11 protein-coding genes and 2 pseudogenes are annotated in these 12,915 nt (G+C 47.5%); 9 read left to right on the top strand and 4 right to left on the bottom strand.

Annotated elements, in window-relative coordinates; all coding sequences use genetic code 11:
* Nucleotides 1-152 (bottom strand): annotated as a pseudogene (locus tag NDI44_RS26340) (IS701 family transposase); the annotation flags it as partial.
* An 80-nt stretch (nt 153-232) separates the two neighbouring features.
* Nucleotides 233-1,335, bottom strand: a pseudogene (locus NDI44_RS26335) (protein kinase); the annotation flags it as partial.
* Nucleotides 1,336-1,936: 601 nt separating this feature from the next.
* Between NDI44_RS26335 and NDI44_RS26330 the strand changes: the two are divergent.
* The 4 genes from NDI44_RS26330 (at nt 1,937) to tilS (ending at nt 4,802) form a co-directional block, all read left to right on the top strand.
* On the top strand, nt 1,937-2,293 hold the full coding sequence (locus NDI44_RS26330; protein ID WP_190414525.1) for a DUF565 domain-containing protein: 357 nt from the start codon (nt 1,937-1,939) through the stop codon (nt 2,291-2,293).
* The gene (locus NDI44_RS26325) at nt 2,293-3,351 is read left to right on the top strand and encodes a glycerate kinase (RefSeq protein WP_190414524.1); all 1,059 of its coding nucleotides are present in this window, start codon (nt 2,293-2,295) and stop codon (nt 3,349-3,351) included. The genes NDI44_RS26330 and NDI44_RS26325 overlap by 1 nt, the downstream gene beginning before the upstream one ends.
* A 78-nt stretch (nt 3,352-3,429) precedes the next feature.
* Nucleotides 3,430-3,732, top strand: a complete 303-nt coding sequence (locus tag NDI44_RS26320; protein ID WP_190414523.1) for a KGK domain-containing protein — start codon at nt 3,430-3,432, stop codon at nt 3,730-3,732.
* The gene (tilS, locus tag NDI44_RS26315) at nt 3,732-4,802 is read left to right on the top strand and encodes a tRNA lysidine(34) synthetase TilS (RefSeq protein ID WP_190414522.1); all 1,071 of its coding nucleotides are present in this window, start codon (nt 3,732-3,734) and stop codon (nt 4,800-4,802) included. The genes NDI44_RS26320 and tilS overlap by 1 nt, the downstream gene beginning before the upstream one ends.
* 77 nt (nt 4,803-4,879) lie before the next feature.
* Here tilS and hmpF read toward each other — a convergent pair whose 3' ends face one another.
* Together hmpF and NDI44_RS26305 are read right to left on the bottom strand one after the other, a co-directional pair.
* Nucleotides 4,880-6,691 carry a pilus motility taxis protein HmpF gene (hmpF, locus tag NDI44_RS26310; RefSeq protein WP_242037645.1) on the bottom strand — a complete coding sequence of 604 codons (1,812 nt, stop codon included), beginning with the start codon at nt 6,689-6,691 and terminating at the stop codon, nt 4,880-4,882.
* A gap of 232 nt (nt 6,692-6,923) precedes the next feature.
* Nucleotides 6,924-7,106, bottom strand: coding sequence for a hypothetical protein (locus NDI44_RS26305; protein ID WP_190414520.1), 183 nt, complete (start codon nt 7,104-7,106; stop codon nt 6,924-6,926).
* Between the two features lie 119 nt (nt 7,107-7,225).
* Between NDI44_RS26305 and NDI44_RS26300 the strand changes: the two genes are divergently transcribed.
* The 5 genes from NDI44_RS26300 to NDI44_RS26280 all read left to right on the top strand — a co-directional run bounded on the left by NDI44_RS26300 (nt 7,226) and on the right by NDI44_RS26280 (nt 12,769).
* Entirely contained in the window at nt 7,226-8,530 is a 1,305-nt protein-coding gene (locus NDI44_RS26300) for a response regulator (protein WP_190414519.1), read from the top strand.
* Between the two features lie 33 nt (nt 8,531-8,563).
* Entirely contained in the window at nt 8,564-8,740 is a 177-nt protein-coding gene (locus tag NDI44_RS26295; RefSeq protein ID WP_190414518.1) for a hypothetical protein, read from the top strand.
* A 74-nt stretch (nt 8,741-8,814) separates the two neighbouring features.
* On the top strand, nt 8,815-9,180 hold the full coding sequence (locus NDI44_RS26290; RefSeq protein ID WP_190414517.1) for a response regulator: 366 nt from the start codon (nt 8,815-8,817) through the stop codon (nt 9,178-9,180).
* A gap of 111 nt (nt 9,181-9,291) precedes the next feature.
* Complete coding sequence (locus tag NDI44_RS26285; RefSeq protein ID WP_190414516.1) at nt 9,292-9,822, top strand: chemotaxis protein CheW; 531 nt, start codon at nt 9,292-9,294, stop codon at nt 9,820-9,822.
* Between the two features lie 85 nt (nt 9,823-9,907).
* The gene (locus NDI44_RS26280; RefSeq protein WP_190414515.1) at nt 9,908-12,769 is read left to right on the top strand and encodes a methyl-accepting chemotaxis protein; all 2,862 of its coding nucleotides are present in this window, start codon (nt 9,908-9,910) and stop codon (nt 12,767-12,769) included.
* Nucleotides 12,770-12,915: the final 146 nt, after the last annotated feature.

Raw genomic sequence — 12,915 nt, 5'->3', positions numbered from 1 at the left:
TGAGACAGGTTTTTTCGTTCACTTTCCCCCAATAATCCGCTTATATAGTTCCTAAACTCCCGTTTTTGGGCTTGATGCGTCAATATATCATCAAAGCGTTTGCACCATCTATTGAAGCAAGGGGGCATGGCGGCGGGAGTTGTCTCTTTCATTTATCACACCATAACGTGAAATGGTTGCCATGCCTGTATTATACCTTTTTAGAGTCTTGTTTTTCGTTTAAGCACCGTTAAGGAATATTTCGCTTAAACTGGTCAAACTTACCCGCAATAAAATATCCATGCTGACGCACAACGGGTTTATGAACTTCCTAAACTAAGCAAGATTTACCGATGCCTGAATAACCAGAAACTAGCATCATCTCGGTAGTTCCAGCACTGACTCGGTCAAAGGCATCCATTAGGGTGGTTACTTCAGTTTCACGACCGTACAGTTTTTGGGGGATGAACAATTGCCCAGATTTATCTCGCTGACCTGGAAGGAAGTATTCACTTTTGCCATGTCTTTGCAATTGAACGAGACATTCTTCTAAATCCACCTTTAATCCTTGGGCGCTTTGATATCGAGCTTCAGCGTTTTTAGCTAATCATTTCATTACAATCGCTGAAATTGATGCTGGAATTTTTGGATTGAGCTGGTCGGGAGAAGCAGGTTGTTTAGCAATGTGAAAATGAACGAGTTCCAGCGGGTCAGTAGAAGAGAAAGGTAAATTTCCCGTCAGCATTTGATAAAAGGTGACACCTAAGGAGTAAAAGTCGGTACGGTAGTCAATCGACCGATTCATTCTCCCTGTTTGTTCGAGCGACATATAGGCAAGGGTGCCTTCTAGTAAAGTGGGATGACCTTGTGTCTGAGTTTCTCTAGAAAGACGCGATGAAATACTAAAATCTATAATTTTAACTTGACCAGTTTTAGAATTTATCAGGATATTGTGGGGTTTAATATCTTTATGAATAATCTGTTTTGATGCAGGGCAGCCAGGGTATCTGCTAGCTGAATGGCAATTATAAGAAAATGGTTTAAATCATTTTTTAGGGAAGAATTGATAACTTTTTCAAGAGATTCTCCGTCAAAATATTCTAATACCAGTGCTAGACCGTTGTTATAGTTTTCCAATGCCAGTGATTTGATAACTCCTTCTATATCCAAAGGCAGTAAAATTTTATATTCATGTCTCAATCGAGAAATTTATTCAAGAGTAGGATATTCTGCTTTAAGGGCTTTTATACTCACAGAGGTTAGTTCAGCCTCTCTATTACCCTGATAAATAACCGTTTTGGCTCCTTCATGAAGGGGCAAAGGAGAAAGCTGATAACCCGTTACGTTGATACTCATTTTTGGAAGTTAGATAAGTATAGTATTGATGTGTGATATTGATAGATTCTAGGAGAGGAGACTTCTTTCGAGAAATTCCTCCGGCATAAGTTGTCGCGAAATTGACACAAATTGAATTTATACCTTTTTTTCTATAAACTCCGAATTCAATTTTTAAATCTTATAGAGCGTATGAGAGGTGTTGGGTTTTGGTTATTGCGTTTTATAAGTTACTCACGATTAGAAAATGAATTTGGACGAAGTGCAAACCTACGCTGGATATGTAAAATGGAGCGATCGCTACCCCATTGCCGCAGCGCGATCGCTCCAATCCTAAGTTGTCTCCTGATTACCGTTGCTAGGGCTATCTGTATGCTGGTTGGCATAGGAGAAGGCACGGACACATCATCTCATCTGTATTGAGAATGCCCTTACTTTTAAGAAATTTTTTGATTCTAAATAAATCTCTATATTACAAACACAAATCTTTATTAAGGCGGCGATCGCGCTAAGCGCCGCCTCCAGCTTTATAAAACTTCCCAATCGAGGAAGTGGTAGGAGCATCAGATAATTAAAAAAAGCTTTTGGAAAGCAGGACATTACTTCGGAGTCAGCCTCAACGATGCAAAGGACTCGTCTCAACAATCTCTTTGATGTTGTCAGCCAACAGCTGAGGCGATGGTTTCGCAATCCCTGGCGACGGATATCGCTGGTGGTGATGAGCCTATTAGTGGGCGTGTTTCTAGGAACCGCTATTCCCACAACAGCGGGACAAACCGCTAACTGGGATGTGATTGCCGCTGGATTTTTAATTTTTTTCACCGAAACCGTGAATCGGTTCGTTTACGGCAGAAACCGGCGAGTTGTGCCAACAGGTGAAGGCGTTCCCAACCGCTTATTAGTGACAGAAATGTTGAATGCGCTGAAAATTGGTCTGACTTACAGTTTATTTATTGAAGCCTTTAAACTTGGTTCGTGATGGACTCTCTTCGCCAAATTTTTAACGATTGGATCGCTAGAAAAACGCCGACTTCAGCACAGTTGGAACATTTGGCAGCACAGGCGCTAGCAGATGACTTCCGGGCGAAAGCTTTTGGGATCGCACCCGCCAATGTGGAGGAAGTCATCCGCAAGCGATCGCATTTGTTCCTCTTAATCTATCCCCATCTTTCCTCAGTCCTTAGCCCGCAGTTCCTATCCCTCAGTTTAGAAACGCTGTGGAACCTCTGGCTTCCCCTAGCCACAAAACTAGCGCAGGATCGGCAACAGTTAGGATGCCCCCTCATCCAGGGAATTTTAGGGGGACAGGGAACTGGCAAAACGACTCTGGGAGCCGTCCTTACCTTAATTCTCAAACACCTAGGGAACTCGACACTCAGCCTGTCTCTAGATGACCTCTACAAAACCTATCGCGATCGCCTTGCCTTAAGAAAGCAAGATCCCCGCTTGCTCTGGCGCGGGCCACCTGGAACCCACGATATTCAATTGGGTTTAGACGTTTTGGACTGTCTGCGTCAGCCATCCGGACAACCGATTCCAGTCCCCCGCTTTGATAAATCTGCCTGGGAAGGTGCCGGTGATAGGACGCAGCCAGAAATTGTCCAAGACATCGATATCATCCTGTTTGAAGGGTGGTTTGTCGGCGTCCGTCCCATAGACCCCGCTGCCTTTGACAACGCGCCACCGCCGATTCTAACCGCCGCTGAGCGAACGTTTGCCCGTGACATGAATGCCCGATTGCAGGACTATGTACCTTTGTGGGAACGGTTAGGTCGGCTGATGATGCTGTATCCCGTTGATTATCGTCTGTCTGTGCAGTGGCGACGGCAGGCAGAACACGACATGATTGCTGCTGGTAAATCTGGCATGACAGATTCGGAAATTGATGAATTTGTCAAGTATTTCTGGAAATCGCTCCACCCAGAGTTATTTATCAAACCGCTGACGAGAAATCCTAGGACGGTAGACTTGGTGGTTGAGATTAATCCCGACCACTCTCCCGGTGACGTTTATCGACCGAGCGATCGCACTGATTAAAACCAATAGCAGCCTAACAAGTAAACTCGCGGCTACTTCTGAAAAAATCTAGAACAAGTGCTGGAACTGGAGATTCACATGAATAATGGATTCGAGCGGATAGAAGCGGACAATGTTTTGTGTGTTAATACAAATACTCAGAGACTTTTAATTAATCACTCCACTTTCCAAGTGGGTGAATTCATTAACCGGATGCAGGCTCAGGTAGGAGCAACTGGTGAGCAAATAAAGTGGTTTAGTGAGGGTATAGATTGCAAGGTTCTAAGACCCGGTGCTAACTGGAAACAAGGAAAGGTTAGAGTAACTCTAGAATTTTGCCCGGATGAGCCAGAATCACCACTAGAGGATATTCGTCAGCAACTCAAAGAAGATGATAGCTAATGCCTAATCTTCCGCCTTGGACGCCTCTCCATGCCCAATTGCATCGAATTTTACGCGAGCGCCATCTCTTACCGCGAAACCAGCCCCTATTAGTTGCAGTCTCCGGGGGACAAGATTCTCTCTGCTTAATCAAATTACTGCTAGATTTGCAGCCAAAGTGGGGATGGCATCTAGGAATTGCTCACTGCGATCACCGCTGGCGTCCGGATTCCCAAGCAAATGCTAACCATGTGGAACAGTTGGCGAGAACCTGGCAAGTCTCCTATTACTTGGAAACCGCCCCAGAAACGCCATCTATCACCTCAGAGGCAGCGGCGCGGCAGTGGCGTTATCAAGCCTTGAGTGCGATCGCCCAAACCAACAACTTCCCATACATTGTCACAGGTCATACAGCGAGCGATCGCGCTGAAACCCTCCTCTATAACCTGATGCGCGGCAGTGGTGCCGATGGATTACAAGCCCTAACCTGGCAGCGTCCGCTGACTTCAACACTGCATCCAACACTGCAACTGGTGCGCCCTCTTCTAGAAGTCACTAGGGCACAAACCGCTCAATTTTGCCAAGAATTTCAGATTCCCGTTTGGGAAGATTCCACCAATCAAGACTTTAAGTATGCTCGTAACCGTATCCGCCAAGAGTTACTGCCATACTTACAAACTCACTTCAACCCCCAAGTTGAGCAAACACTGGCGAAGACAGCGGAACTTTTACGGGCAGATGTGCAATATCTTGAAGAAGCCGCTCAGAAGCTGCTGCAACAAGCCCTAGAAAACGAAGACTCGCCACTCAGCCCTGAGCATAAGCAGGAAAACCCCGCCCCTACAGCACTCAGCACTGACTACAGACGTGACCCAAGACTCAATCGCCTCGTATTGCGTCAAGCCCCCCTAGCCCTGCAACGTCGCGTCATGCGACACTTTCTCGCCTCAGTTCTAACCATCACTCCCAGCTTCGAGCAAATCGAAAAACTGACTGCCTTAATTACAGCCCCCAACCGCTCTCAAACCGATCCCTTTCCTGGGGGCGCGATCGCACAAGTAGATGGAGTTTGGATTTCAATTAAAAATTAACAATCCAAAATTAAAAATTCAGAACGACTCATTTTTAATTTTGGATTTTTAATTTTTAATTCTCATGCCGCATTCAACTAACCACCGATCAAGGTGAGGAGAACTTGCCGCATCTCAGTAATTGATTGCAGCTGATAGTCACCCGTTTCCTGTACCTGAGCCAACGTCCCCACGATTGCCTCCAACTTCTGCCGCATCTCATTCAGGCGATCCTGCATTGGCTGTAGCGTTTCCTGATAGGTATTTACCTTGCCCACGAGTTCCGCCGCCGCCGCCCTCATTTCCTGCAATTTCTGCTCTAGCTGCTTAATCTGCTGGCGCTCTTGCTCCTGTTCGCCAGCTTGATGGTCAATCATGCCTTGAGCTTGCTGAATACTCATCCGCACCTGCTCAATCTGGCTTTCCAGCTTTTGTAGTTCCTCTGCCTGTTGTTGTCGTTGTCCCTCCAACTGACTCAGAACCGGACCCAAGTCAATCTTTTGATTGTCCTGCCCTTCATTGTCCACAATCCCTTGCCGTCGCCGCAGCACCCGCAAGTGTTGATTTAAAACTTCTTCTCGCTCCCGCAGGTAGATGCGTTGACCCACCAGCGTCTCATCCAGCATTTGGTAGCAATCCTGCTCCTCTGCTAGCTCATTTTCCAAACTGAGGCGGTCATACTCGCTGGCTTGCTCGATCTTCGTCTGCAATTCCTCAACCGTTTGACGCTGCAAGGTCAACTCTTCTTCTTGGTCATTGACAAAGCGCATCACTTTTTCCAAATCTTGCTGAAGATTTTGCACGGTTTCTTGCAGCTCGCCTAGGGGCATTTTCTCCAGCGCTTCCAGATCCACCTTTTGGCTAATCTTGACACCCGTTGAAGTTGTTGCCAGACGGTGAAGTTGCTCGTACAGCTCCTCCTGATTTCGCAACTGGAGACTCTGCATCTGAGCGTACTCCTGCTTGATCTCCAGGGAATTTTGAAGCACCATCCGCTCTAAACGCACTTTTTCCAGAGCCTCTTGAGCCTGCTTTAACTCCTCCGTGCGCCTTTGCAGTTCCTGAGTTTGCTGGTCTACTTCCGCTTGCTTCTGTTGGGCATTGTTGCGTTGTTGCTCCAGATTTTGCCAGTGCTGGTCTAGGGTTCCCTGCTGCCCGTTGACAATTTCAAAAGCCAGATTCAGTTGTTCTCGCACTGCTTCCGTAGGAGGGATCGCCGAAGCTAAACGATCTAGTAATTCCCGAATCTTTTGACCTTGCTCCTCATCTAATACCGTTCCCTGTTGGAACTCCGCCTGTCGTTCCTCCAAGCGTCGCTGCTCGCCCCGCAAGTGTTCCCACGCTCCCTCCATCTCGATGCGGTTGCGATCGCACTCTTCCCGCAGTCGCTCAATTTCCTCCCGCGAACTGTCAATTTCTTGACGTTGCGCCTCCAACCGTTCAAAGTCTTCCTCCAACTGTTGCAGCTGTTCCACCCGCGCTTCCATTTCCATTTCGCGCCGGTTTAACTCCTGACTCTGATAAGTCAGCGACTGCTTCCACTGTTCAATTTCTTCTTCCTGAGTTTTCGACTTTTCCAGTTGGCGAGAGAAATTCTGCAAAATATTCACCAACTGACGCCCCGCCTCTGTCGGCGGACGCTGCACTTGCCGATTCCCGCTTAGCTCAACCAGCACCAAGACGCCACCATTAAAATTATTGGCTTCTTCAGGAGCGGGAATCACTTCATCAGACGCAGCACGCCAACTCTGGTCATTCTGCTGACAAGCCAGCAGTTTTAGTTCGGCCTTGCCACCACCAAAAACACCGCCACTCTTTTTTTGTACTTCTGCTAGATACAGCACGCTGATGGTCCTCTTGATGTATCTTGTGCCCGCTTGTTGACCGATCTCTGGTCCCACCAGAGCCATGCCGCCATAATTCTCGCCCAGGCTTCATAACCAGAACGATCCTAACCTTTTCAGACCTTGTTGTGGAAGTGCCGACCCACGAGGCGCTTCCACCTTTGAATTCACACCCCGATCTAAAACGCGATCGCCTTTTGGTCAGTTTCTCCCTGAAGACTCCGTAATTTAGCCCGTGTTGGCAGCCACGTCAAGTCTTAAATTAAACTAAATATGTTTCGATTTCTTTCTTATTTACTTATTTAATATTTAACTTGAATCCTAGGCAATCCTGCCACAGACACTTCTCGGCTAGTTCCATTTCTAATTGAACCCAGGCAAAAGCAACCAGACAAATCACTTGCATGGGTTTGACTTCTGCCAGTAAAGATTGTGCCTTCGCCAGAATCTCTTTCCCTGGTACTGTATTATCTGGCTCCATCCTTTACTCAAAGAAAAACTACCTAATTGTAAAGATTTTTATAGCAGGCACCGCGTAAAACTTGACAAATGCAACATTAACTCAGATTCAAACGGTTATTAGGAGCGCATTTTCATTACATGCAGGGAACGTTAAATGAAATTGATATACGCAGCATCCTGCAACTGATCGAATTAGGTCAGCGAACAGGTGAATTATTCGTGGAGGCATACAGCTCACCTGTTCAAGGAACGGGTGAGCATGTAGGGGCGCGACGTACCAGCATCCCCTACCGAGACGCAAAACTCAAAGAACCAGGGCCGTTCTGGTTTGTCTTCTTCCTCAACGGACAAATCGCCTATGCTAGCGATGGAACCGGCAGTTTGTTGCGTTTGCGCGACTACCTACGCCGTTATCGAGCCGAAACCTCCCTCAAAACTCTGGAAGTCCCCTTAATTGATGCGATTAATGCGCCCGAATACGGCTACTTGTGGGCACTGTTGGAAAATCATATTTTGACCCCCGCTCAAGGGCGCAGCATCATCCGCAGTATGGTGCATGAAACCTTATTCGACCTCCTCAGCCTTCATCAAGGCTCCTTCATCTTCGACATTGGCCCAGCGCTAGCACCACAACTTACCACCCTAGAAATTGCCCCCCTCGTCGCCAAGATCATGAAGCAGGTGCAGGAGTGGAAACAATTTCATCCCCACATTCAATCTCCCAATCACTGCCCAGTCATTGCCGATGCAGTTTCTTTACGCGCTGCCCTGCCAGAAAATGCTTTTAAAACCCTAGATCGCCAGCTAGATGGAAAAACCTCCCTACGGCAGCTAGCCCGATATCTAAATCGTGAAATTTTAACTGTGGCAAGAGCCATTTATCCCTATGTACAACAAGGTTGGGTACAACTGCAAAGTTGTACCAGCGACGAAACAGCAGCCAGTCGCCGAGTCGGAATTAGCATAGAATCCGATTCGACCCCAGCCAACAAAATTCCTCGCGTTGTCTGTATCGATGATGACGTTGCCATCGGTAAAACCGTCGAATATATCCTAAAACCACAAGGTTATGAGGCAACCGCGATTAGCAATCCTCTTAAAGCACTCAGTCTCGTCTTCCAACTCAAACCCGACTTGATTCTTTGTGATATTGCAATGCCCGACCTCGAAGGCTATGAAATTTGTGCCATGCTCCGGAAATCAACCGCTTTTCGGCAGACCCCCATCATCATGCTGACTGGCAAAGATGGATTTATCGATCGGGTCAGAGCCAGGATGGTAGGCGCAACCGACTACCTAACCAAGCCTTTTGGAGAAAGTGAGTTATTAATGCTACTAGAGAGATATATTGGCCCTGGTGAAAAAGAATCAACGATATCAGAACCTTTAGACCCTACAGAGTTAAATCGAGAGATAGAAGAAACAGATGTACGAGTCGGGTAAAATTGCCCCACCGATGAGGCGGGGCTTCATTCAATGATGAAATTAGGAATAGACTATGGACTAGGGACTATCAACGACGGGCTACCGACTACAGATACTAAGCAAGTCGTGGGGGCAATCGTTTACCAGCGACTCTCCAAAGCAGGGGAGATATTTCGTAAACAGCGCCCGTACAGGAGTCTAAAGTTAGATGGGATACTTAAGTCATGACATGGTTGAGGGGTGAACCAATCGTGGCTTACGAGCGTTCATGTTTGAACCGGCAGACAGGTAGGTAGGGAGTTATGAGTGTAGTTCTGGTTGTAGAAGACAGTCCCGCACAACGGGCAATGATCTCAGACCTCCTCAAGGGAAGTGGGTTAACCGTAACGATTGCCACTGATGGTGTCGAAGCCTTGGAACAAATTCTCAAGTCTTGCCCCGACTTAGTGGTATTGGATATTGTCATGCCCCGAATGAACGGTTATGAGGTATGTCGTCGGCTCAAAGCCGACCCAAAAACCCAGAATGTTCCTGTGGTAATGTGTTCGTCGAAAGGAGAAGAATTTGACCGCTACTGGGGAATGAAACAAGGTGCAGACGCTTACATAGCCAAACCCTTTCAGCCAACCGAGCTAATAGGGACGGTCAAACAGCTGCTACGAGGCTAACAAGCCATTAGCCATTAGCCCAAAACTACTGACCTCCAAAGTTCTAGTAGCTTTTAGGTTTCGAGAAGTAACAAAAGCTAACAGCTAACAGTTAACAGCTAAGGAGATAGAATGGTCGGCAATCCGGACTTTTTAACAGGCAGCGGTCAAGATCACTCACCCGGATTTCAGGAACTGGAGAGTCCTGAAGGTGAATTACACCTGCGGTTTTACGTTCCATCCGGTAACGAATTTGCCCTAGGAGCTAGTGGAATCCGTGAAGTGGTTTCTCCATCACCAGACAGGATTACTCCAATTCCCAACGCTTCTCCCCTCCTGTTAGGAACCCTGAACTGGCGCGGGCAAGTGATTTGGGTCGCAGACCTCGGGCAGTTTTTAGGGGATTCATCTGCCCTGAACACAGACAAACCTGAGATTCCAGTGATTGCCGTTGAAGACCAGGACACCATGTTAGGCTTAGCCGTTGAGCGCATTGTCGGCATGGACTGGCTTGATATCGATCAGGTACAGATGCTTACTAACGTTCCAGACAGTATGGCACCTTTTCTTAAAGGTGAGTGGTTATTAGACAAAGAGAAAAATCAGTTTCTCCGACTATTAGACCAAGTCGCAATTGTTCGCTCAGCGCGATGGGCAGCATGAAATCAATTAAAAATTAAAAAGTAAAAAGGCAAAATGAATTTTTTAATTTTTAATTTTTAATTTTTACTTGTTTTGGGGGAAGCAAATGAAATCAAGTACAGATTACACACAAGAATATCAACACGCATTTTCGGCTTACACGCTGGGCAACTACGAAGAGGCAGCTGCCATCATCGATCGGTTAGTCGAAAATTTTCCCAATGACCCAAATGCTCGGATTCTACGGGGTCATATTTACTGTTATGGATTACAGCAGTATGCGATCGCGCGAGAACAATACGAGTTGGTGCCTCAGCTCACCGACGACCAAGAGTTTATCGATTATGCCAATCAGGGAATAGAATACGCCCTCTCTTGCGAAAATTACTCCGAATCGGTTGGTGCAACTTCCGATCCCGTTGGGGGCGAGTTGGAACCTGACGAATTTGCACTCAACCATGATGATTATGCGATTCCAGAAGCCAACGCAGCATGGCCATCCCTAGAAGAACCAGAGATGGCAACTCAGGACATCTCTTCTCTAGATGATTTCGACTCCGGAGATTTTCAGGATATAGAGTCTTACTCAGCGGCAAATCCGTTTGTCAGCTCAGACTATACAGATAGTGCAACAGCACAAACACCAGAAGCCTATCACGACCCCTTTGCACAATCATGGTCGCCCAGCTCTCTGGATGACGAAACTGGATCGCCCGCAACCAATACAGATTTTGATGCAGAGGCATTTCCGCTGGACGCCTTTACTGACTTCGATCAGACGGGGACTCCTGAATTTCAAATGCCATCGGGCAGCTTCGAGAATGACAATTCGACATTTGAAATTCCCAATTCTTCCGACACCTTAGAAGAACCCAATTTCAATTACTTTCCTCTGGAAGACGAAACACTGTTAATGAGATCCGGAGAGCTGGAATCCAGAAGAACAGAGGAGGAAAGTTTCGGATATGACAGTCAGGACGCCTTAGGCGATACCGAACCTTATACCAGTAGCAACGATCCGAGCAGATCTCGTCACCGCCCGTTTGAGACTCATTCCTACGAAGACGATGCTACTTATGTCGCCCATTCCGATCAAAACGGGAATACCCGAAATGACCAGTTTGACTTTGAAGCCTTTGACGATGCCATTGGCTATGACTCGTTTTCCTCAGAAAATCAACAGCGCAACCGGCTCAATGAAAGTAGCAGCGACTTCTTAGACGAATTTGGTGATTTTGGAGACGATTTAGGGAGCATTCCGGATTTCGATCTGTCCCATTCAGAAGGCAATAGCCAAGGATTCTCCGCAGGAATTTCCGACTTGGGAACCTCTTCAAGACGGGCATCTGGAGATTCCAAGCGGAAAGTAGAGACGCGAACTTTTACCGAATCCTCCGGAAGTTCAAGCTTGGGCGTTCACGATGATGAATTCAGCATCACCGGAACCTCCGAACAAAGCCCCGGAACGATTTCCTTTACTCCAGAAGGCTCCAAAGCAGAGCCAAATGTCACCATTGAACAAGGCCCTTTGGCTGCCTTTGAAAACGCCCCTCTGAGTAAAAAGCCGCTGATCTCTGCCGCTGCTGCCGGAATTGTCTCCGCCGTTGTCGTTGCACTTGTCAGCTTCATCTCCGCGAGTGCTGCTCCCCAAGACAGCAAAAACACTACAATCTCCCACCTCCGTAACACCAGCTGGGTGATGAGTCTGGCAGCCGGTGCCGCCACCTTTGGGACTACCCTGGCTTTAGGACGAATCACGACTCGGCAAATCAAAAAAACCACCGAAGACCTCCAAGCTCAATTTGAGTCTGTCTCTGGTGGCAACTTTAATGCCCAGGCAACCGTTTACTCAGAAGACGAATTCGGTTCTCTTGCCGCTGGGTTCAACCAAATGGCTCGTGTCATCCTGACCACTACATCCGAAGCTCAACGCAAAGCGGAAGAGCAAGAACAAGCAAAAGAAGACTTGCAACGTCAAGTGATTCGACTGCTGGATGATGTAGAAGGTGCTGCCCGTGGGGATCTGACCGTGCAGGCAGAAGTCACCGCAGACGTTTTGGGAGCTGTTGCCGACTCCTTTAACCTGACCATTCAAAACCTGCGGGAAATCGTTCAACAGGTGAAGATGGCGGCTCGACAAGTCAGTAAAGGGGCAACGGATAGTGAAGTCTTCGCTCGCGGTTTGTCTTCCGATGCGCTGCGACAGGCAGAAGAGCTAGCGGTGACTCTCAACTCGGTTCAGGTAATGACTGGCTCGATTCAGCGGGTTGCTGAGAATGCGAGAGAAGCCGAAGAAGTCGCCCGCGCCGCCTCTGCCACAGCCTTGAAGGGTGGTGAATCTGTAGAACGAACGGTGGCAGGGATTCTGCAAATTCGGGAAACCGTTGCAGAAACGACTCGAAAAGTTAAACGCCTTGCTGAATCTTCCCAGGAAATTTCTAAGATTGTCGCGTTAATTTCAGGGATCGCTTCCCGAACCAACCTTCTAGCACTTAATGCCAGTATTGAAGCAGCACGGGCCGGTGAGGCGGGTCGGGGCTTTGCTGTGGTAGCTGATGAAGTGCGACAACTTGCAGACCGAGCCGCGAAAGCTTTGAAGGAAATTGAACAGATTGTGCTGCAAATCCAGAGCGAAACAGGTTCGGTGATGATGGCAATGGAGGAAGGCACCCAACAGGTAATTGATGGAACGAAACGGGCAGAACAGGCAAAGCGGAGTTTGGAAGACATCATTCAGGTGTCAAATCGAATCGACGCCCTGGTTCGCTCGATTACTGCTGACACGGTGGAACAGACAGAAACTTCTTCTGCTGTTGCCCAGGTGATGCAATCGGTGGAACTGACCGCGCAAGAAACTTCCCAGGAAGCGCAACGGGTATCCACTGCGCTGCAAAACTTGGTTGGAGTGGCACGAGACCTGCTAACTTCCGTCGAACGCTTCCGCATCGAAGCTACTGAGGGGAAATAAATTGAGAAATCAGCAATTGTGGGGCAAAAACGACTGAGAATTGCCCTAAAAACTCGATTAATCGGGTTTCTACAAATCGGGCAAAAATCAATGATGTCGATTCTGTATAGATTGGGTACATTAAAAGCAATCTAGTGGAGAAAAAA

Origin of the sequence: Trichocoleus sp. DQ-A3, assembly GCF_039961975.1 — a bacterium.
Taxonomy (GTDB): domain Bacteria; phylum Cyanobacteriota; class Cyanobacteriia; order Cyanobacteriales; family FACHB-T130; genus FACHB-T130.
The sequence above is the reverse complement of the archived record's forward strand: the minus strand, read 5'-3'. Positions and strand labels throughout refer to the sequence as shown.